Source organism: Micromonospora sp. NBC_00617 (assembly GCF_045161355.1).
Taxonomy (GTDB): Bacteria; Actinomycetota; Actinomycetes; order Mycobacteriales; family Micromonosporaceae; genus Micromonospora.
This window is the reverse complement of the sequence record NZ_CP107751.1, coordinates 6,077,427-6,098,925: the sequence shown is the minus strand read 5'-3', so window position 1 is coordinate 6,098,925 and position 21,499 is coordinate 6,077,427. Positions and strand designations below refer to the sequence as shown.

Annotated in this window: 15 protein-coding genes and 1 pseudogene; 6 read left to right on the top strand and 10 right to left on the bottom strand. The window is 72.8% G+C overall.

Going from position 1 to position 21,499, the window contains the following annotated elements:
* Positions 1–45: 45 nt before the first annotated feature.
* On the top strand, positions 46–807 hold the full coding sequence (locus OG505_RS28210) for a M23 family metallopeptidase (RefSeq protein WP_405429080.1): 762 nt from the start codon (positions 46–48) through the stop codon (positions 805–807).
* Between the two features lie 29 nt (positions 808–836).
* On the top strand, positions 837–1,907 hold the full coding sequence (locus tag OG505_RS28205; protein WP_405429079.1) for a PHP domain-containing protein: 1,071 nt from the start codon (positions 837–839) through the stop codon (positions 1,905–1,907).
* 18 nt (positions 1,908–1,925) lie between these two features.
* Here the strand turns inward: OG505_RS28205 and OG505_RS28200 are convergent, their stop codons facing one another.
* A complete protein-coding gene (locus tag OG505_RS28200; protein ID WP_405429078.1) occupies positions 1,926–2,906 on the bottom strand; it encodes a DMT family transporter in 981 nt (326 codons plus the stop codon).
* 120 nt (positions 2,907–3,026) lie between these two features.
* Here OG505_RS28200 and OG505_RS28195 point away from each other — a divergent pair, with 120 nt between their 5' ends.
* Positions 3,027–4,697: a DUF885 domain-containing protein gene (locus OG505_RS28195; protein WP_405429077.1), complete on the top strand. Its 1,671-nt coding sequence runs from the start codon at positions 3,027–3,029 to the stop codon at positions 4,695–4,697.
* 81 nt (positions 4,698–4,778) lie between these two features.
* Here OG505_RS28195 and OG505_RS28190 read toward each other — a convergent pair whose 3' ends face one another.
* Positions 4,779–6,212 (bottom strand): DUF6114 domain-containing protein, encoded by a 1,434-nt coding sequence (locus OG505_RS28190; protein WP_405429076.1) that lies wholly within the window; start codon positions 6,210–6,212, stop codon positions 4,779–4,781.
* Positions 6,213–6,286: 74 nt separating this feature from the next.
* The gene (locus OG505_RS28185) at positions 6,287–6,910 is read right to left on the bottom strand and encodes a DUF6230 family protein (RefSeq protein ID WP_405429075.1); all 624 of its coding nucleotides are present in this window, start codon (positions 6,908–6,910) and stop codon (positions 6,287–6,289) included.
* Between the two features lie 411 nt (positions 6,911–7,321).
* Here OG505_RS28185 and OG505_RS28180 point away from each other — a divergent pair, with 411 nt between their 5' ends.
* The gene (locus OG505_RS28180; protein WP_405429074.1) at positions 7,322–8,065 is read left to right on the top strand and encodes a class I SAM-dependent methyltransferase; all 744 of its coding nucleotides are present in this window, start codon (positions 7,322–7,324) and stop codon (positions 8,063–8,065) included.
* Positions 8,066–8,140: 75 nt separating this feature from the next.
* On the opposite strand, the gene OG505_RS28175 is transcribed toward OG505_RS28180, so the two are convergent.
* Positions 8,141–9,184 carry a DUF3068 domain-containing protein gene (locus tag OG505_RS28175; protein ID WP_405429073.1) on the bottom strand — a complete coding sequence of 348 codons (1,044 nt, stop codon included), beginning with the start codon at positions 9,182–9,184 and terminating at the stop codon, positions 8,141–8,143.
* Between the two features lie 152 nt (positions 9,185–9,336).
* Between OG505_RS28175 and OG505_RS28170 the strand changes: the two genes are divergently transcribed.
* The gene (locus OG505_RS28170) at positions 9,337–10,800 is read left to right on the top strand and encodes an acyltransferase family protein (protein WP_405434760.1); all 1,464 of its coding nucleotides are present in this window, start codon (positions 9,337–9,339) and stop codon (positions 10,798–10,800) included.
* Positions 10,801–12,834: 2,034 nt separating this feature from the next.
* Here OG505_RS28170 and OG505_RS28165 read toward each other — a convergent pair.
* From OG505_RS28165 to OG505_RS28145, 5 genes and pseudogenes are all read right to left on the bottom strand, one after another.
* Positions 12,835–14,838, bottom strand: a pseudogene (locus OG505_RS28165) (alpha-(1->3)-arabinofuranosyltransferase family protein); the annotation flags it as partial.
* Positions 14,839–14,897: 59 nt separating this feature from the next.
* Entirely contained in the window at positions 14,898–16,349 is a 1,452-nt protein-coding gene (locus OG505_RS28160) for a glycosyltransferase family 4 protein (RefSeq protein WP_405429072.1), read from the bottom strand.
* Positions 16,346–17,155: a glycosyltransferase gene (locus OG505_RS28155; protein ID WP_405429071.1), complete on the bottom strand. Its 810-nt coding sequence runs from the start codon at positions 17,153–17,155 to the stop codon at positions 16,346–16,348. Before OG505_RS28155 ends, OG505_RS28160 begins: the two co-directional genes overlap by 4 nt.
* Before the next feature lie 30 nt (positions 17,156–17,185).
* Positions 17,186–17,347: a hypothetical protein gene (locus tag OG505_RS28150; protein WP_234583219.1), complete on the bottom strand. Its 162-nt coding sequence runs from the start codon at positions 17,345–17,347 to the stop codon at positions 17,186–17,188.
* Positions 17,344–19,128, bottom strand: coding sequence for a hypothetical protein (locus OG505_RS28145; protein WP_405429070.1), 1,785 nt, complete (start codon positions 19,126–19,128; stop codon positions 17,344–17,346). Before OG505_RS28145 ends, OG505_RS28150 begins: the two co-directional genes overlap by 4 nt.
* 170 nt (positions 19,129–19,298) lie before the next feature.
* On the opposite strand from OG505_RS28145, the gene OG505_RS28140 reads away from it, so the two are divergent.
* On the top strand, positions 19,299–20,576 hold the full coding sequence (locus OG505_RS28140) for a polysaccharide biosynthesis protein (RefSeq protein WP_405429069.1): 1,278 nt from the start codon (positions 19,299–19,301) through the stop codon (positions 20,574–20,576).
* Here OG505_RS28140 and nudC read toward each other — a convergent pair.
* Positions 20,473–21,390, bottom strand: a complete 918-nt coding sequence (gene nudC, locus OG505_RS28135) for an NAD(+) diphosphatase (protein WP_405429068.1) — start codon at positions 21,388–21,390, stop codon at positions 20,473–20,475. The two genes, OG505_RS28140 and nudC, sit on opposite strands and share 104 nt — an antisense overlap.
* Between the last annotated feature and the right edge of the window lie 109 nt (positions 21,391–21,499).

Sequence of the window (21,499 nt, the reverse complement as noted above, 5' to 3'; positions counted from 1 at the left end):
CGCGCGTCGCTCGTGCCCACGGTACCGGTCTGTCAGGATGACCGAATGCCCCCGCCGACGATCGGTCGCCGCGTGCGTCCGGCGTACCCGATCCTGTTGCTGCTCGCCCCGGTGCTGGTCGCCGGCTGTGCGACCACCCGGCCGGGGGTGCCGCCAGATGGCGCCGCGCCGTCGGCGTCGGCGGTCTGGGCGACCGGTGAGCAGCCGGCGGCGCCGACGGCCACGCCCACGACCCGCCCGGCCAGTCCGACGCCGTCGTCGGCCAGACCGTCGCCGACCGCACCCCGCACCGGGCTCCGGCATGTCTTTCCGGTACGCGCCGACAACGTGGATTACCACACGACGCACGGGGCGTACCCGGCGACGGACCTGTTCGCCGACTGCGGTGAGCCGTTCGTGGCGGTGACCGACGGCAAGGTCCTGGAGGTGAGTCGGGTCGACCGGTACTCCAAGAGCGGGCCGCAGGGCCCGGACAACGGCGGCCTGTCGGTGTCGCTGCTCGGCGACGACGGGGTGCGCTACTACGGCTCGCACCTGAGCGTGGTCGGCGCCGGCGTCGAGGCGGGGCTTCGGGTCCGTGCCGGGCAGCAGCTCGGCAAGGTGGGCCGCACCGGCAACGCGAACAACGTCTGTCACGTGCACTTCGGCATCTCGCCGCCGTGCACGGGCAAGGACGGGTGGTGGATCCGGCGCGGTGTGCTCTGGCCGGCGCGCTACCTGGACTCGTGGCGGCGCGGCGGCAACCGGGAGCCGGCCGCCGAGGTGACCGCGTGGCAGCGCGAACACGGCTGCCCGAAGGCTCCCTGACGCGGCTCGTACGCACTAGGTTCGGTGGGATGAGCGCCCGGGACCCCATTGCCGACCTGCGCCGGATCGCGTTCCTGTTGGAGCGTGCGAACGAGGCCACCTACCGGGTACGGGCGTTCCGGTCGGCGGCAAAGGCGCTGGCCGGCCTCCCGGCGGCCGAGATCGCCGAGCGGGCCGGCAACGGCACGCTCACCGAGTTGGCGGGCGTGGGGGACGTGACGGCCCGCTGCGTGGCGGAGTCCCTGGCCGGCGAGGAACCGGTCTATCTGCGCCGGCTGGTGGCGACCGAGGGCAGCGACCTGGATGCCGAGGCCACGGCGCTGCGCGCCGCCCTGCGCGGCGACTGCCACACCCACTCGGACTGGTCCGACGGCGGTTCCCCGATCGAGGAGATGGCACTGGCCGCGGTGGAGCTGGGCCACGAGTACCTGGTGCTGACCGACCACTCGCCCCGTCTCACGGTGGCACGAGGGCTGACCGCCGAGCGGCTGCGCCGGCAGCTCGACCACGTGGCACAGGTCAACGCGGCGCTGCCGGAGGGCTTCCGGATCCTGACGGGGATCGAGGTGGACATCCTCGCCGACGGCTCGCTCGATCAGGACGACGAGCTGCTGGCCCGGCTGGACGTGGTGGTCGGCTCGGTGCACAGCGGCCTCAAGGACGAGCGGGCGAAGATGACCCGGCGGATGCTGGCGGCGGTCGCCAACCCGCACCTGGACATTCTCGGTCACATCACCGGGCGGATGGTGTCGTCCCGGCCGGCGGGGGTGACCGGCCCGGGCGACCGGGGGCACCGGGCGCGGACCAGGAACGAGAGCGACTTCGACGCGGACGCGGTCTTCGCCGCCTGCGCGGAGCACGACACCGCCGTTGAGATCAACTCTCGGCCAGAGCGGCAGGACCCGCCGAAGCGACTGATCCGCCGGGCCCTGGAGGCGGGCTGCCGCTTCGCGATCAACACGGACGCGCACGCGCCCGGTCAGCTCGACTGGCAGCGGTTCGGCTGCGAGCGGGCGGCCCGCTGCGGCGTCCCGGCCGACCGGGTGGTCAACACCTGGTCGGCCGAGCAACTGGTGGAGTGGACACGCGACCGGGCCTGACCAGCGGCCCGGTCGGGGTCACCTGCGGGCGGGTTCGGCGGCGGGCGCGGCGGGCACGCCGACGCCGACCACCGGGCGCGGCTTGCGACGGCCGAACAGGCCCTGCGCGACCGCGACCCCCAGCAGCACGATGAGCGCGCCGACCGGCTGGTGCCAGTTGAGCCGCTCGTCGAGCACCACGGCGCCGATCAGCACCGCGAAGATCGGAATCAGGTACGTGACGGTGGAGGCGGTGCTCGCGCCGGCCACCCGGATGTTGCGCATGTTGATGACGAAGGCGAGCCCGGTGCCGAGCGCCCCGAGGGTCAGCACACTGGCCACCACCTTCGGCGACAGCTCGGTGGGCAGCGGCGGCGCACCCGCGACGAACGGGGTGACGACGGCGAGCTGGACGGCGGCGAGCAGCAACTGCGCCGTGGACAGCGACAGGCCGGAGTGCGCGCTGCCCGCGATGAACCGCTTCTGGTACGGGATGGCGACGCCGTAGCAGGCGGCCGCGCCGAAGCACATCAACTGGCCGACGAAGTGCGCCCCGCCGATGCCCTCCCAGACCCCGAGCACCACGAGCACGCCGAGGAAGCCCAGCCCGAGGCCGATCGCGCGGCGCACGGTCAACCGCTCGGTGCGGAACACCAGCACCGCGAGCGGCAGCACGATCAACGGCGTCGTCGCGTTCCAGATGCCGGCCAGCATCGACTCGACCCGCTGCTCACCGTAACCGAAGAGAGTGAACGGCACGGCCACGCCGAACGCGGCGACGACGAACAGGTGCGCCCACACCCGGGGCTCGCGCGGCAGCCGGTCGCGCAGCACCGCGAGGACGACCACCAGGGTCAGCGCGCCGGCGACGACGCGGTAGAGGGTCAGCTGGACGGGGTGCAGCTCGGCCACGCCGACCTTGATGAACAGGAAGCTGGAGCCCCAGATGGCGGCGAGGGCGAAGAAGCCCGGCAGCCAGGCACGCAACGGCGCCTTGTCAGGAGCGATGTCGGTGGTCACCCCTGACACTCTGCCGGACGGGTACGACAAAGTCCCGCGACTTTCCACCCTCTGGATCTGCTGCCTGAACACGCCAAACGTCGTCGACATCCGGGCTGGGTGGTCACGTAGTGTCGCACTGTGGGACGAATTGATGAACTCGCCAACCGCTACGTGGCCGAGTGGGCGCCGTTGAGCCCCACCGGCGCGACCTACGTCGGCATCGCCGGCCATGACGACCAGCTCGACGACCTCTCGCCCGAGGGTTACCGGGCCAAGGCCGACCTCACCCGCCGCACACTCGCCGAGCTTGAGGTGACCGAGCCGGACACCGAGGCGGAACGCACCGCCAAGGAGGCCATGCAGGAACGGCTCGGCCTCGACCTGGCCCGTTACGAGTCCGGCGAGACGACGAGCGAGATCAGCGTGATCGAGAGCGGGCTGCACGAGGTCCGCATGGTGTTCGACCTGATGCCGACCGCGACGGCCGACGACCAGGCCAACATCGCCGCCCGGCTCAACGGCCTGGCCGGCGCGCTGGAGGGTTACAAGACCACGCTGCGCGAGGCGCTCGCCGACGGGCGCGTCAGCTCGAAGGTGCAGCTCGCCGAGGTGGCCAAGCAGTGCGACACCTGGACCGACCCGACCGGGGACAACTTCTTCCACGGCCTCGTCGAACGGCTGGGCGCGGACGGCACGCTCGGCGCCCAGCTGCGCCGGGGCGCGGCGGCGGCCACCGCGGCGACCGCCGAGTTCGGCCAGTTCCTGCGTGCCGAGTTGGCCCCGCACGGGCGGGACAAGCAGGCCGCCGGCCGGGAGCGCTACGAACTCGCCTCGCAGTACTTCCTCGGCGCGAAGGTCGACCTGGACGAGACGTACGCCTGGGGCTTCGCGGAGCTGGCCCGCCTGGAGGCGGAGATGCGGGTCGTGGCCGGGCGCATCGCCGGCTCGGGCGCGACGGTCGACGAGGCCGTGGCCACGCTGGACGCCGATCCGGCGCGGACCATCCAGGGCAAGGAGGCGTTCCGCGACTGGATGCAGACGCTCGCCGACAAGGCGATCGACGAGCTGCACGGCACCCACTTCGACATCCCGGAACAGGTCCGTCGGATCGAGTGCTGCCTCGCACCCACCAGTGACGGGGCCATCTACTACACCGGCCCGAGCGAGGACTTCTCCCGGCCGGGCCGGATGTGGTGGGCGGTGCCGCAGGGCATCACCGACTTCTCCACCTGGCGGGAGGTGACGACGGTCTACCACGAGGGCGTGCCCGGTCACCACCTTCAGGTGGCGCAGACCGCCGTCCGGGCCGACCTGCTCAACCGCTGGCAGCGGCTGCTCTGCTGGGTCTCCGGGCACGGCGAGGGCTGGGCGCTCTACTCGGAACGGCTGATGGACGAGCTGGGTTACCTGGAGGATCCGGGCGACAAGCTGGGCATGCTCGACGGTCAGGCGATGCGCGCCGCCCGCGTGATCGTCGACATCGGCATGCACCTGGAGTTGGAGATCCCGAAGGACAACCCGTTCGGCTTCCACCCGGGCGAGCGGTGGACACCCGAGCTCGGCTGGGAGTTCATGCGGGCACACTGCCGGGTGCCGGACGAGAACCTGCGCTTCGAGCTGAACCGCTACCTGGGCTGGCCGGGGCAGGCGCCGTCGTACAAGGTGGGTGAGCGGATCTGGTTGCAGGCCCGCGAGGACGCCAAGGCGCGCAAGGGCGCCGACTTCGACCTGCGGGAGTTCCACCGGCAGGCGTTGGACCTCGGCGCGCTGGGCCTCGACCCGCTGCGCAAGGCGCTGGCCCGGCTCTGAGCCGGTCGACGACGACGGGTGCCGGCGGGCGACGGCCGGCACCCGTCGCGGCCGTACCCGGTCCGGTCGACCGCCCACCACTCAGGCGAGGGTGAGGGCCAGCGCTGGCCTCGCCGTCAGGGTGTTGCTGGTGACGAACGCCAGGTCGATGACCGGGTCGGTGAACGTGATCGGGATGGGCGAGGTGACCGGGAGACCGTTCGGCAGCGGCAGGTCCGGCGTCAGTGTGATCTTGATGCCGAGCAGCCGGCCGACGAACCGGGTGGCGTAGAAGGCCACGTCACCGCTCACGGTCAGCCGGTCGGTCGCGTACCGCTGGTTGCGCCCCTGTGGGCCGTCGGCGCGCAGCAGGAAGTCGTCGGTCACCGCCTCCCGCATGCTGAACTTCAGCACCTTGAGGGTGCCGTTCTCGGTCTGCAGGTCGGTGATCCCCTCGAACCGCAGACCCGTCATCCGCACCGAACTCCCGGTGAGCTTGGACGGCGTCTGCGCCACCCTGGGCAGGTTCGGGTCGGCGGCGATGCGGGGCAGTGGCTTGCCCGGCTCCACGGTGCCGGGTCTGGCCGTATCCGGCGTCGTCGCGCCCGGGCGGCCCGGTAGGCCGGGCGCGGGGCAGGCCGTGGCCCCGGGACGGGTCGCCGGTGTGGCGCTCGGCTTCGCCGAGGGCGCGGCGGTCGGGCTGGTCGTCGGCGTCGCGGCGTCGCGGCGGTGGCCGCCGGTGAGCAGGTCACCGATCCCGTCCAGGATGTCGGTGACGACGTTGCCGTCCCGGTGCGGGCTCACGCTCGGTGCCGGTGTCGCGGTCGGCGCGCTCGGAGTGGGCGATGGAGTCGCCGGCCGGGACGGGGTGGGGCAGGCGTTCGCGACGGGAAGGGTCGGGGCGGCCTGCACCGGTCGCGGCTGGGCGGCCAGGCCGGCGGTGGCGAGGCCGAGCACCACCAGGACGACACCGAAGGTACGCGGATCGACGGCACGGCCGGACGCGCCCGCGTCGGGGTCCGGGTCGACGGCCGGGCCGACGACGGCCGGGTCGACGACGGCCGGGTCGACGACGGCCGGGTCGCTGGCGGACTGTGCGGCGGCGGCCGGGCCGACGACGGCCGGGGCAGGGGTGGCGGACGCCGGTCGGGTCGGCGTCCAGGCGAAGGCGAGCGCGCTGCCGACGATGCCGAGCAGCAGGCCGACGAAGAACCCGCCCAGGTTCAGCCCGATCAGCGCGTAGACCGCGGTGACCGCCGCGACGATCGAGTAGAACAGCCGCTGCGCCGGGGTGAACCAGAGCAGCACGCCGCAGGTCACCAGGATGACCGGGATCAGCAGGGAGAGCAGCCCGGTGGCTCCGCTGTGAAAGCTCAGGCCGTTGAGGGTCATCCGGGTGGAGGCGAACATCTCCACCCCGGCCAGGATGGTGAGGAGGCCGCCCCAGAACGGCCGGCTCCGTCGCCAGCGGCGGAACCTCCGCCACGCCTGGGCCGCGCTGCTCGGCCGGAGCTGGGACGGGTTGGCGGTTGTCACGTACTCCTCCTGGCGGAGCGGGGACGGGGATGGGGCGGGCCCGCGGCGGTCGGTCACCGCGGGCCGCGCTCAGCTCAGAAGCACTCCTTGCCCTTGGCGTCGTCGCCCACGTTGACCTTGAGCCGCAGGCCGACCAGGTTGAAGGTCGCCGCGGTCGTGTACCGGGACACCTGCTTCAGGTTGGTGATGGTGACGTGGTCGGCGTTCTGGCCGAACGAACCCTTCTGCGCCGTCGGGTTCAGGTCGGTGGCATCCCGACCAATCTTGATGTTGGTGAACGTCGCGTTGCCGTCGAGCGAGTCCATCGCGATCAGCAGGTCCTCGGCGTGGGCGGGCTGCTTGCCCTCGCCGGCGTTGATGGTGAGCACCACCGGCAGGCCGGGCAGGTCGGCGCGGACGGACTGGCAGAGGTTGTAGAGGTCGGCGCTGCTGATCTCGGAGAGCGCGATCGGGTGCACCGTGCCGCTCTTGCCGTCCTTGCCCTTCTCCTTGACGATGCCGCCGTACTGCTTGAAGCCGTCGCCCTCCAGGCGGTCGGCACCGATCTTGAACGTCTGCCCGGAGACCGTGATGTCGGACGCGATCGCGCCGGTCGACATGCCGAAGAGGATGGCGCCGGCAGCCGCCGTGGCGGGCACCATCATGGCGGCGAAGCGCCGCCACCGGGTACGACCGTGATTGTCTAACCGATCCTGCACGGGTTCCTCCTCGGGTGGATGTGCGCGGCGGCCGTTCGCGGCGGCCCACGCCGGGCCCGTCATCTATTACCGGCGGGTAACGATCGAGCCTGATCGTGCACCCGTTGCGGCGCGGCTCACAACCCCCTGATTACCGGGCGGTAACACGGTGGCGACCGAGAGGCAGGGCAGTATCACGAAGTGTTTAGATCATCTCGGGCGCATAAGCGCTTATAAGGTCATCAGATGCCGCATAAGGCGTCGCCGCCATGACAGAGAGCGACCGAAGCATCGACGGATTACAATCAGGTAACGGATGTAAAGTTCGCAGGTCAGGGCGAGCCGTTCGGACCGGCGTCCCCGCCCGAACATCCGCGCGGGCGCGAAGGCAGGTCGATCCCGACGCCCCCCGGGATGCCCTAGGGTTTCGGCGTGAATCTGAACGACGTACGACGCGACTGGACCAAGCTGGGCGCCGAGGATCCGCTCTGGGCCGTGCTCGTTCAGCCCGGCAAGCGGGGCGGCCGGTGGGACGTGGACGAGTTCCTGGCCACGGGTCGCGCCGACGTCGAGGAGACGGCCACCTGGCTCGGCCAGCTCGGGCTGCCCACCCGCTGGGAACGGGTACTGGACTTCGGCTGCGGCGCCGGGCGGCTGTCGCAGGGGCTCGCCCCGCACGCCGACGAGGTCGTCGGCGTCGACATCGCGCCGTCCATGCTGGAGACCGCCCGACAACTGGACCGGAGCGCCGGGAACATCCGCTTCGTCCTCAACGACGCACCGGACCTGGGCCAGTTCCCCGACGGCCACTTCGACCTCGTCTACAGCGCCCTGGTCCTGCAACACCTGCCGCGGCCCGCCATCGACCGCTACCTCGCCGAGTTCCTGCGCGTCCTGCGACCCGGCGGAATCGCCGTCGTGGGGCTGCCCACCGAGCCAGCGCGTACGGCCAAGGCCCTCATCTGGCAGGTTGTGCCGTTTCGGCTGATCAGCTGGGCGCAGCGCCGGCTGCTCGGCTATCCGGCGCCGATGAGCATGACCGCCGTGCCGGACGCCGACATGGTGCGGCTGGTGGCCGCGCACGGTGGGCACATCGTCGGCCAGCGCCCCGACCTGCCGTACACCGAAGACTGGGTGTGCACCCGTTACGCCGTGCGACGCGACCAGCGGGCCTGAACCGCGAGGGCCGGCCGACCCGGAGGTCGGCCGGCCCTTCTCAGGTCGGCGTGCGGTGGTGCGGTGGTGTGGTTGTTACGGCTCGCTGCGCTCCACGGCGTGCCGGCCGCCGCTCGGCGCCGCGGTCTCCTCGACCGGCTCCGAGGACGCCTGCGACGGCAGGTCGGTCGTCGGTCGGTCGTCGGCGGCCACCGGCGACGCGTCGGACCTGCGGCGAGTAGCGCGAATGATGATGAACAGACCGAGCAGGACCAGGGCGAGGCCGAGGAGTCCGAGGACGATCGGCACCACAGTGGTCAGCAGGTTGATCTGGTCACGCGCGTCCTTGGCAGCCTTGGCCTGCTGCTTCTGGGTGTCCTCGGTGAAGGCGAGGGTCGCGTCGATCATCTTGACCTTGTCCACGCCGGCCGGGTCACGCAGGGTCTGCGCCTGCTTCTCCTGGCCCTTGACAATGACGCCACTCTCCGGCTCCACCCACAGGGTGCGGGTGTTGGTGTAGAAGAGACCGGCGCTCACCGTGGGCTCGGTCGAGCCGACGAGCCGGCCCGGAACATCGATCTGCTTGATCTGGATCGGCTCGACCGTCATCTCGAACTTGTAGACGGTCAGGCCCTGCAACTTCTCGGTGCTCACGTACTTGGCGGGGTACGCCTTGCGCGCGGTGTTGTCGAAGTACTGGTAGGTCTTCTTCTCGGTGCCGAACGGGAAGGTGTAGGTCAGCCCCTCGTGCTTGAAGGGCGCGCCGTTGATGTCCTCGGCGCAGCAGGCCACCGCCTCGGCGGTCCGCCGGTCGATGGCGACCCGGTCCGTGTTGACCGTGATCTCGGCCTTGCTGGCGTCGTCGATCACCCGGACGCCGACGTTGAAGACCGCGCGGTCTTCGTTGCCGGCCCCGACATCGCCCCGCACCGCACGGTGGGCTGTGAGGTTGACCCCGCTGCGCTCCGACAGGGTGGGGAAGTCGAAGACGGTCGCGTTCTCGGCCTTCGACACCGTCACCGAACTCTGATCAAGGGGCACCTTGACGAGAGCGGGCGCGACGGTCAACGGCGTCGCCACCGCCCCGGCGATCAGGAACGCGCCCGCCGCCACCAAGATGGCACCCGACGTAGGTCGCATGTAACTCCTCCCCTTGTAAAGACTCGACTGGCGGCTGACAGTACATGACGGGACCGATTTCGGATATGGTCCGACGCGGCCTTCGGAAGACGTACCGACTCCGGTGGCACGTGGCCGTCCGGCCACCCCGCCGAATGGGATGTTGAGGAACTGTGAGCCGACCCGTCAGACCCGGCGCGAGCAACGGACAGGTGGGCGAGTCCGCGTCCAATACCGTCCGTTCGGATGGTTGGTTGCCGGCATTGGAAGGACTCCGCGCGGTAGCGGTGCTGTGCGTCGTCATCCACCACGTCTCTTTTCTCAGCGGGTTGACCCACTCGTTCGCCCGGCTCGGAGGTGTGCTGGCCAGACTGGATGTCGGGGTGGCGATCTTCTTCGCGCTGTCCGGCTTCCTCCTCTACCGGCCATTCGCGCACGCCGCCATTCATGGGCAGTCGCACCCGCCAGTTCGGCGATACCTCTGGCATCGCGCGTTGCGCATTTTGCCCGGCTACTGGGCAATGGCGGTTGTCGCACTGCTGTGGCTCAACATCGATTACCTCAAGTCGGTCTGGGACTGGGCAATCCCCCTCCTGCTGGCACAGATTTATCAGCCATTGCGGCTGCCGGTCGGCATGGAACAGACCTGGAGCCTGGCTACGGAGGCGACTTTCTACCTGGCGCTGCCGGTGATAGCGGTGCTCGGTCGCCGAATGGGCGGTCGAACCCCGCTTCAACGAGCCCGCCGCCAACTGGCACTCGGCGTCGTACTCGTCCTCGCCGGCCTCACCTGGAATGCGTACGCGCACGGCCCCGACTCGCCACTGCCGGGGCTCGCGGTGCTCTGGCTACCCGCCTTCCTCGACTGGTTCGGCGTCGGCATCATGCTGGCCGTGCTCGCCTCCTGGCCCCCGAGCACGACCTCGTCGGTGCTCCTCACCGGACTGACCGGGGGCGGGCCCGGGCGAGGCGACGAGGACCTGTGGTCCGCCACGCCTCGTGGGTTGCGCGTCTTCACGTTCGCCCCGGGCACGTCGTGGCTCATCGCCGGCGTGCTGCTGTGGATCGCCAGTACGCCGATCGCCGGCCCACGCGGGGTCGAGCCCAGCACGCCGATCGAGTCGATCATCGAGCACCTGGTGTTCCTGCTCGTCGCCTTTTGCCTGATCGCCCCCCTCGTCGGCCCGGGTTCGGGCGGGGTGCCGCGGGCGTTCCTCGACCAGCCGGTGATCAGGTTCCTCGGTCGGATCTCCTACGGCATCTTCCTCTGGCACCTCCTCGCCCTCGAGGTCTGCTTCCGCCTGCTCGGGTTCACCCGGATGCACAGCTCGTTCTGGGTGCTCCTCGGGCTCACCCTGACCCTCACCATCCCCGCCGCGGCGGCCACCTACTACCTCATCGAGCGGCCGACGCAGCGACTGCGCAGATTCCTTGCGCGGCGGCGCAACCGACGCCGGCCCGGGACCATTGCGGCCGACACCCTGCTCCAGACGCCGGTGCCGGCGTTGCAGGCGGCGGGCCCAGCCGAGCGTCCGGCCCTCCCGGCGCGACTCGTAGCGTCCGCGGACCCGACGGAAGCGCAGCACCAGGGCGGCGATCGCGACGAGGAGCAGGCCGGTCGGAACCGTGACCAGTAGGTCGGCCAACCGCTCCGACCCGATCCGGGGCAGCCACCACCGTTCGGTCCCGTACGCCACCAGACCCACCGCTGCCGGCACCCAGATCCAGCCGGGGCTGGGCATCCGGCGTCGGTGCAGCACCACGACCACGGCCGCGCAGCCGAACCCGACCAGGCCCCCCAGCAGCGCCGGCACCCCCAGTGCCAGCACCGGCGCGGTCGGCATCGTCGCCGGGACGATCGGGTACGACGGTCGGTGGCGACGCGCGGGGAGCAGGGCTGCGACGACCAACAGCAGCAGCAGTCCCGCGCCGACGCGCAGGACGAGGGCGTACTGCTCCCCGGGTGTGAAGTTCAGCTCCACGCGGCCGGCCGCCCCGGCCGGCACGAACCACGCCTGCTTCCACCCGTCCAGCCGGGTCGGTACGAGCCGGACACCGTCGAGGGTCGCCCGCCAGCCCGGGTTGGCATTCTCCGGTACGACCAGGTAACTGCCGCCGCCCGCCCCGACCTCCACCGACCGGCGCTGGTCGTTCCAAGCGAGCACGGTCAGGGCCCGGCGGGGCGGCTCGGCGGCGGCGGGGCGCTGCGGCGGTTCACCGGTCAGGATCACGCTGTCGACGACGAACCGGTCCAGCGGGGCGGAGACCTCGTTCGGGCCGGCGCGCAGCCCGACGCGGTCCTCGTCCGCCCTCGCCGTGGTCTTCGCCCCGGGCTTCGGGGCGGGGGCGCAGGCGCGGTAGCGCAGCGGTCGCAGATCCCGCAGATCCCGCAACGTGCCCGTGGCCGTCGTCGGCACCGTCGCGCCGTTGATCACGATCGTCGGTCCCGCACCGCAGGGCAACGTCACCGTCTGGGAGAGGTCACGCGGCTGGTTGGCCTCGGGCCCGCCCTCCACGTCCACCCCGCTGAGGCCGACGGGCAGCGGCTGCGGCTCGAACAGCGCCGTCGACCGGCTGACCCGCGGCACCGTCGAGGTCACGGCCACGACGAGGCTGCGGGTCCGCAGGGCGGGGAAGCGGGCGACGCCGTCCAGGTCGACCGTCACCTCCCGGATGCCGTTGTCGCCGGTGATCCGGACCGTTCTGGGTGGCGCCGCGACGAGGCTCGGCGCGAACCGCAGCCGCACCCAGCTCACGTTCCGCGCCTTGGCCCAGCGCAGCCGCACCGTGGGCTGCGGGTCGGCCGGGTCCGCCCACCAGGCCGTGCCGTCGTTGCCGTCCGACAGCGCCCTCGACGAGGCGACCGGGTCGGCGAACCACGAACTCGACGTGCTGAACGTTTCGCCGCCCACCGCCTCGTCGTACACGGCGAGTGCGGTGGCGGGCGTGGCGCGGGCCAGGCCGGTGAGGCGGGGGGCGGAGGCGGCCGGCAGGTCGAAGCGGCGGGGCGCCAGTCCGGTCTCCTCGCCCTGACGGATCAGGTCGGGAGCGCACAGGTAGTGGTCGTCGACGACGACGCAGGCCGGCCGGTCCACGGCCTTGCGGGCGAGGGCGACGATCTCCGGGGTTGCGGTGGCGTCGGGCAGCGCCGGCAGCCGCAGGTACCGCTGGGGACTCACCCCGGGCACGCGCAGCTCCCGGATGCCCGCGCGGCGTCCCGCAACGTCGAAACCCGCGACGCCGTCGATGGTCACCCGAACCCAGGTGGTACGCCCCGACGGCAGCGCCAACCGCAGCGGCGTCCGCCCGGCGTCGACCACCGAGTGCACGTACGTCCCGCCCGCGGTGCTGACCTCGACAGTGGTGACCGGGGCGCCCACGACCTCGTCGTCGACCACCTGCACCTCCACCGACCCGGCTTGGATCTTCTCGGCGAAGCGGACCTCCACCCACTGGCCCACGGGTTTGCGCGCGCCGTCGGAGAGCCAGAAGGTGCCGCTGTCGCCGTCCACGGCCGCGAACGGCGTGGCGGAGGGGTCGCGCAGCCCGGCCGGGCCGGTGATGTCCGCCGCGCTGGTGGACGCCCGGACGTCGGCGATCCCGGCGTAGCCCGACGAGGTGACCGCCGACCGCCATGCCGGGTCGAGGATGTCGTGGGCCGTACGGGTCGAATCCGGTCGCTCCTCGGCGGTCAACGTCCGCGAGGTGTTGCCCCGGACCAGCCCGAAGTCGACCTCCCGGTTGCGCAGGCTGTCGGCCAGGACAGTGCCTCCGGCCTCGGCCTCCGGTGCGTCCCCGTCGAGGATCACCGGCCGGTCGCCGAGCACACCGGCGTCGCTGAGGTCCAGCAGCGTCTCCGGTGCGCCGACCAGGTTGAGCGGCTGCGCCGCGTCGGCCAGCGTGGCCTTGGGGGTCGGCCGGTCCACCTGGTAGATCTCCACCGCCCGGTACGGCTCGTGCAGCCCGTAGTCCCACGCCCCACCGAGGTCCGGCCGCACGCCGCTGCTCGGGCCGAACGCGGCGACCCGGAACAGTCCGGGGGCGCTGTCCAGCGTCCGGTGTACGAGGACCGGCCAGGCGAAGCCTCCGACCGGCTGGCGAAGGTCGTTGCGGACGAGCAGGTACCGCACACCGAGCCGACCGAGCACGTCCGCCAACCCGGGGGCGGCGGTACCGGCGGCGAGCCGCTCGTCGATCGCGGAGAGCAGACGGGCGTTGCCCGCCGATCCGGCCGGCACCAGTGACCGCACCGCCCACGGCGAGTCCAGCAGGGGCTGGACCGGCTCGTCCAGTGAGCGCCCCCAGTCGTACTCGGCGAAGTTGCTGCCGGGCACGAGCAACGTCGTGCCGGGCCCGGCGTGCCGGTCGAGCCAGCCGGTCGCCTGCCGCCAGTGCTCGGGCAGCCCCCAGAAACCGCCGCCGGCCGGGAGCCCCGCGCTTCCCGCGCCGCTGGTGACCGCGAGGAGCGCGACGGCGGTGACGCCCAGCGCCACCCGCCGGGGCGCCATGTTGGTGGGTCGCGTGAACCGGCGGATGACCGCGATCCGGCCGACGGTGTCCAGCATGTGCGCGGTGGCCAGGGCCAGCGGCAGGCGGAGCACGACGTCGAACTTGTGCAGGTTGCGCAGCGCGGCGAGCGGGCCGTCGAGGGCCTCTCGGACCGTCGCGGCGAAGGCCGCGCCGCCGTCCGACAGGTTTCCGGCGGTCAGCGTCAACAGCCCGACCAGTGCGCCGACGAGCAGGAACCGCCGCTCCGGCAGGTCCCGACGGGCCAGTCCGGCCAACCCGACGCAGGCGATCAGGCCGGTGAGCACGACCATCCAGGACGTCGTGACCAGCGCCCACCCGGAGCGCCACCAGGGCACGCCGTCGACGGCCAGGTAACCCACCCAGTGGGTCGCGCCGCGTACGGCCGAGGGGAGCGACGTCACGCTCGTCGTGACCGCCGCGCTCTCGGTGTACGGCAGGAACGGGAACCCGTAGCGCTGCAGGAGCAGCAACGGCACCAGCCACCAGAAGGTGGCCGCCACCATCGCCACGGACCACGCGGCCAGCAGGCGGATCCGTCGCCAGCCGGGCGCACGCGTCACCACGAAGAGGAACGCCGGCAGCACGGCGCACGCGGCGGCCGCCCCGTTCGCCCCGCCCATGCAGGCCACGGCCAGCCCGCTGAGCGCCGCCGCCCGCCGCAGCGAGCCACCCGCCGCCCCCTTGACCAGCGGCAGCAGCACCCATGGCGCGACGCAGTACGGCAGCAGCTCCAGCGAGACCGTGCCGACCAGGGACAGCGCGCGGGGCGAGAGCGCGAACACCGCGCCGGCCACCAGGCGTGACGCCGGGCCACCCAGGTCCAGGGCACGCGCCAGGCGCACCACACCGGTGAGCGCCACGCAGAGCAGGGTGGCCATCCAGAGCCGCTGGACGAGCCAGGCCGGCAGGCCCACCGCCTCGCCGAGGAGGAAGAACGGCCCCATCGGGAAGAAGTAGCCCACTGCCTGGTTCTGGAGCGTGCCGAACTGCCAGTCCGCCGTCCAGAGGTGCGCCGCCCGGGCGAGGAAGCCGTCCGGGTCCAGGGCCATGTCCAGCTTCGTGTCCGGCACGATGAGCCCGGGCTCCTGGGTGACGCACAGACCGATCAGCGCGAGGCAGACCAGCAGCTCACGCAGGCGCCACACCGCCAGGGACACCGTCGCGGACGGTATACCGGCGGTGCGGCGAGCGGTCGACCAGGCGGTCAGCACTGCCGTACCGGAACTCCGGTGAGCAGTTCGTCACCGCTGGCGTCCCGCTCGCTGATGTGCTCGGGCGCGACGCCCGCCTCGACGAGCACCTGCCGGACCGCCGCCGGAGCGGCGGCCGGCACCAGGATCCACAGGCCGTGCTCGTCGGTCGCCACGTGTCGGGTGTACGGAAGGAGGGGGGACACCCGGGCCAGGAGGCTCTCCGGCTGGTCCGTCCGGACCGACAGGGACGCGTTGCGCGCCGCCCACGGCACCCGGCGCGGCGCGAGCAGGTCGCCGAGGACCGCGCGGACCCGCCGCCCGGTGTCCGCCCAGCGGAACGCCCCGCTCCACTGTCGACACTCGGCGGCCATCCGCTCGGCCTCGCCCGGCGCCGCGAGGGAGTCCAACGCCCGGTCGAGGCCGACGGCGAGGCTGCCCGCCGGGTCGTCGCCCTCACCGACCAGCCATCCGGTCCGGCCCGGCCGTACGGCGTCGCGCAGCCCGTCGACGTCGAAGGCGACGGTGGGCAGCCCGGCGGCGGCGGCCTCCACGACCACCAGACCCCAGCCCTCGCCCCACGAGGCCGAGACGTGCAACCACGCGCTGGCCAGCAGCGCGTCCCGCTCGGTGGAGGGCAGGTGACCGTGCACCGTGACGACGTCGCTGAGCCCACGCTCGACGACCTGCCGACGGACCGTCGCCACGTCCGGCCCGCCACCGACGACGTCCAGGCGCAGGTCGGGCCGCTGCACCCGGAGCTGGTCGACGGCGTCGAGCACCAGATCCACCCGCTTGTGCCGGGTCACCCGACCGACGCAGACGACCCGGGGTCGCGCGTCGCGAACGCCACTGCCGACGACCGGCGGTGTCGCCGCGTCCGCACCGTTGGGTACGACCACCACCGGGCCGGCCCAGCGGAGCCGGTCCCGTACGGCCAGGGCCGTCGACGGTGAGACGGCGAGCGTCACCCCCCGGCGGTAGACCCGTCGGGCGACCGGCCCCTCCAACCACGCCCCGAAGCGACCGACGAGCGGGCCGAAGTAGAGCCGGAACTGGCGGTCGTGCACGTGGTGGATCACGCAGACGACCGGTACGTCCGCCGGCAGGACCGCCGGGCTGAAGAACGGTATGCCGTTCTGGCAGTCCACGACGGCGTCGAACTGACGGCGGCGTCGCGCGAGCCAGCCCAGCACCCGGGGGTAGATGCTCCACCGCCCACCGACCCGGACGATCCGGATGCCGTCGCGGGTCTCGTCACCGGGCTGGCCGTCCGGACGCGCGGTGACGAAGGTGACCTCCGCGCCGGCGGTCACCAGGTCGCGGGCGACCTGCCAGGCGTAGACCTCGGCGCCACCGGCGTCCGGATGCCACGGGTCCTTCCAGTTGAGCACCGCGATCCGTCGACCCGCGACCACCGCGTCGGTGGTGGGAGCCGCAGCCGCCGGAGAGTGTCCGACACTCACGGCCGCAATCCAACGGTGGCAGCGCCCCCGGTCACGTCCGTGCCGACCGGCAGGGCGACGACCGGCAGCGGCATCGCGGGTGCGACCTCCACCCGGCGCAGCCGCCAACTGATCTTCGCGACGTCCACGAAGCTCTGCCAGCCGTGGCGGGCCGGGGAGAAGCGCGAGCCGGGCACGTCCACCCAGTTGACGGGGATCTCCACCAACCGGGCGCCCGTCCGTTCGGCACGGCCCAGCACCTCCACGTCGAACGCGAAGCCGCCGCACCGAAGGGGTGCGAACGACCGCCGCGCGACGTCGTTGCGGAAGAACTTGAACCCGCACTGCGTCTCGCCCACGCCGCGCACCACCTGCCGCACGGCACCACGGAACGCCACCGCGCCCCAGCGCCGGAGCAGGCTGTGCCGCTCCTGCACCACCGACTCGGGGTGCGCCCGCGAACCGACCACCGCGTCGGCACCCTCGACCAGGAGGCTGAGCACCTGACCGAGGGTGTCCGGCGCGGTGGCCAGGTCCGCGTCACAGAAGCCGACGTAGCGCGCGTCGCTCGCCAGCACACCGGTGCGTACCGCGAAGCCCTTGCCCGGTTCCGCGCACCAGAGCAGCCGGACGGGGACCGGGCCGGACGGGGCGCCCGTCACCACCTCGGCGGTTCCGTCGGTGCTGGCGTTGTCGACCACGGTGACCCGGCAGGGCACACCGAGGTCGGCCAGCGCCGCCCGGAGCAGGATCAGGGTGTCGGGCAGCCGCAGTGCCTCGTTGTACGCGGGCACCACGACGTCGAGTACGACCGCATCTGACGACACGTCAGGAGGAAGGACCTCCATGAAAGGCCGTCAGCGCTCGCCGTACACGATGATGGGCTGCTCGACGTTCGCCGGCTTGGTGTTGGTGTTGGCAATGGTGGACGTCCCGATGGAGACGGCCGCAATGCCCAGCACGGCACCCACCGCCGCGGCGACGACCGCGATCAGGAGGGGATTGAAGGTTGCCTTCATTGACGGTCCCTTCGACAAAAGTGACCGCACAGTAACATGCGTCGTCGTCGTGCGGCGGCGTGCGAAAGGGTGATCAACAGGGTGGCCCCGAGTACCGAATACCCCAGTGCCGGACCAACACCGACACTCCCCGTCGAGTCGGAAGAACCGACACCAGGTAGGCGAAGCAGGATCAGCGTCCCGTCCCGTCGGACCACCTCGGCACCGGCGAAGCGCCCCTCGACCTCGGCCGCGCCGGGCTGATCGGTCTGGATGAGCACGTACCGCACGCCGAGCCGACGCAGGCCCGGGGCCGGATCACCGGGCACCGCCAGCGCCTGCGCCACCCGGTCGGCGTCCCGGCTCTCCCCACGGATCCGGTCGCGGCCGACCAGCACGTCCTGGTCCCCGATCACCGGTCGGCGGAACGCCCGCGCCGCCGGGTCGAGCACCGGGACGTTGCCCGCCCACGGGTAGGCGCGGAACGACGCCCACGGCAGTGAGACCAGGCTGCCGCCGGCCGGATCCCGGTTCACCACCTCGCGGACGGCCGACCACTCGGCGGGGTACCGGACCGTGTCGAGCTGGCCGCCCAGCCCCCAGGCCAGGCCGGGCAGCAACAGCACCGGAGCGATCATCACCAGCGGGGCCAGCGGCCGGGCACCAACCGCCACGAGCGACTCCACCAGCATGCCGAGGCCGACCGCCTGCACCAGCGCCAGCGGGGCGAGCAGTCGGGCGCCGTCCCGGACGGCGCCGGCCAGCGGAACGTGCTCGACCAGCGCGACCATCCACTGTGCGCCCACCGGCCAGGCCGGCACCACGGCGATCACGGTGCCCAGGACGGCGCCGACGAGCAGACCCCACCACGCGGCCGACGGCCACCGGCGACGGGCCAGCGCGTACCCCCAGACCGCGGCCGCGGCCAGCACCAGCGCGACCAGGGCGACCGGCCACCGGTCCCTCCCGACCGCGACGGCATGGCGGCTCCAGACCCCACCGAGGGTGGCGACGCTGCCGAACACACCGAGTGGTGTGTCCGCGCGGACGGCGAAAGCGTCGACGCCCCGCTCGTCGAGATCGACGACACCGCCCCGGTTCGTCAACGCCACCAGCCACGGCGCGGTGAGGCCGGCGAGCGTCGCCGCCCCCGCGACCAACGCCCGCCACCGCCGCGCCAGGGCCAACGCCGGGGCGCAGGAGACCACCGCCGCCAGCACCAACGCCGGGCCGCCCAGCACCACCGCCAGACCACCCGCGACGGACCAGCGCCGACCCGGGCCGATGCCGCCACCCGGCGGCCGCAGCACCCCGAGCACCCAGGCGTACGCCCACGGCAGGGCCGCGTACCCGGCGATCACCGCCCACTGACCGAGATGCAGCCGCCCGTACACCCAGGGATTCCAGACGTACGCGAGCCCGGCCGCGACCCGCGCCACCGGATGGCTGACGGGCGCCAGCCGGGCCGCGCCCACCGCGGCCAGGGCCAGGCAACCGGCCAGCAGCGCCTTCTCCGCCACGTCGGCGGGCAGCAGCTGGGCCAGACCGACCGCGAGCAGTTCGCTGGGCACCGCCCGGGGCAACTCCGTGCCGCTGCCCCAGACCATCGCGCCGAACGGCGGGTCCGGCACGAACACCAGGTCGTACCGCAGGACGTAACCCCGGCCCAGCACGGGCGCGAGGATCGCGAGGACCACCCCGACGCCGAGCGCCACCTCCGGCCACCAACGACGGAGCACGACCGCGGCCCGCGGCAGCGCCGGACGGAACTTCGGTGATCCTCGGCGCACACGGACCCCCACAGACCTGGACGGGAAGCGGACCCGACGTCGCTCCCGGGGCTCCGGACAGCACTCTAGGCACAGGCAGGCGCGGGCGGTAGCTTGCCTCACGACGTCGACGAGCGACTCCGTGACGACGACGCGAAGCTCGGGGCGCGCACCGGTCCCCGGCGGAACCGACATGAGGCGCGATGACAGAGACGACGGCCGGCCCCGGCGCGGGCCGCCTTTCAGCGGCGGGCGCGGCGGTGGCCGGTGCCGCGATGGTGACGAACGGGCTGGCCTACCTGCTCCCGATGCTCGGTGCTCGGCACCTGGCGGCCGAGGGCCTGAGCGTCCTGGCCACGGTCGCGGCCCTCGTCGCGATCGCCGGCGTCGCGGGCGTCGGCCTGCAGATGGCGGTCGCGGTGCACCGGGCCCGGCATCCCGGCGCACCGACCAACCGGGTCACCCTCGTCACCACCGCCGTCTCCGCGGGCGCCGTCGTCGTGGCCGCGCCGCTGATGATGACCGCCCTGCGGCTGTCGCTGACGGTCGTGGCGCTGGTCGCCGGCACCACCGTCGCGGTCGTCCTGGCCGCCCGGTGGCTCGGCGAGTTGCAGGGGGAGCAGCGCTTCCTCCGCCTCGCGTGGGCGATGGGCGTGGTCGCCGCCGGGCGGTACGGCGGCATGATCGTCGCGCTGGTCCTCGGCGCCGATGTCGTCGACACCCTGGTGGCCGGCATGGTGACGGCATACCTCGTGCTGCCCGCGCTGGTCTGGATCGCCCGACCGGCCCGCCGCGCCACCCCGGACGGGGCCGCCACCGGTGCCGCCCTACGGATCCGGCAGGTGACCAGCGCCGGCACGGCCGCGCTGGCGATGCTCGCCGTGTCGTACGCGGACCTGATCTTCGCCCGCCAGCTGCTGTCACCGGCCGACTCCGGCGCGTACGCCGTCGGCACGGTGCTCACCAAGGGCGCTCTCTGGGCGCCGCAGGTGATCGTGGTGCTCGCCCTTCCCCGCCTGGCCGTCGGGGACAACCGGGTCCGCACCGCCGTGCTCGCGATCGTCGCGGCCTGCGGCGCCGTGCTCGTCGCCGCCTCGGCCCTGGCCGGGGGCCTCGCGTTCCGGCTGGTGGGCGGCGAGAACTACGCCTCCCTGGGCGAGTACGCCCCGTTCTTCGCCGCCACCGGGGCGCTCTACGCGCTGGTCTTCGCGGTCGTCAACGCGAAGATCGCGGCGGGTGCGCGGTGGCCGTCCGCGCCACTGTGGGTCGCGGCGGTCGTCCTGGCCGTCCTGACCATGGCCGTCGCGCCACGGACGTTCCAGGGGATCATGTGGTGCGCTCTCGGGACCGCCGCGGCGACCGCGCTGGTGATGATCCTCAGCCTGCCGTCAGCCACCGGCCCAGCAGGTGGTGATCGATCGAGTCCACCCGACCGAGCCGACGACCTGCCGCGATCCGCTCCCGCAGCTCCGCCCGCGTGAACCAGCGCGCCTCCAGCAACTCCACGCCGTCCACGCGTACCTCGTCGGACGTCGCGGTGGCCCGGAAGCCCACCATCAGCCCGGCGGGGAACGGCCACGCCTGCGACCCCTGGTAGGTCACGTCCGTGACGGTGATCCCAGCCTCCTCGGCCATCTCCCGGCGGACCGCGTCCTCCAGGCTCTCGCCGACCTCGACGAAGCCCGCCAGCGTCGAGTAGGAGCCCTGAGCGGCGCCCGCGTGCCGGGCCAGCAGGCAGCGCTCCGGCGAGCCGGGCGCCTCGACCAGCACGATGATCGCCGGTTCGATCCGGGGGAACAGCAGCCGACCACACTCCGCGCCGGAACAGGTCCGCACATGCCCGCCACCGCCGGCGACGGCCGCCGCGCCGCAGGTGCCGCAGTACCGCTGCTGCCGGTGCCAGTGCAGCAACCCCCGGGCGTACGCCTGGACCGCCGCGCCGGCCGGGTCGAGCCGCCCGACCAGGGCCCGTACGTCGACCGCCCGCGTCGCGCCCGCCATCTCGACGGCGGCGGGCTCGCTGAGCCCGGAGAGGTCCACGGCGAACACCGCGATGTCCTTGTCGAGCCCCAGAAAGACGGTCTCGGCGGCGGCCGACCGGACGAGCGACGCGCGCTCGGCCGTCAACCGGACCGGCCCGACCCCGTCGACCAGGCAGCGGTCCCGCCACAGCGGCAGCACCACAGTCGTCCGGTCGATCAGCATCGCGTCCAGTCGAGCCGCGTCGGTCCGCAGCGCGCCCGCCCGGTCCAGCCAACCGCCGCCGTACGCCAACACCCGCTCCGCAGCGTCCACCCCGCCACCGTGCCACGGCGACGACCCGACGTCGGCACCGACCCCGGCTCGCTCCGGCCCACGCGACACGCCGAACGACACGCGGTGACGACGCAGAGCGGGCGCAGCC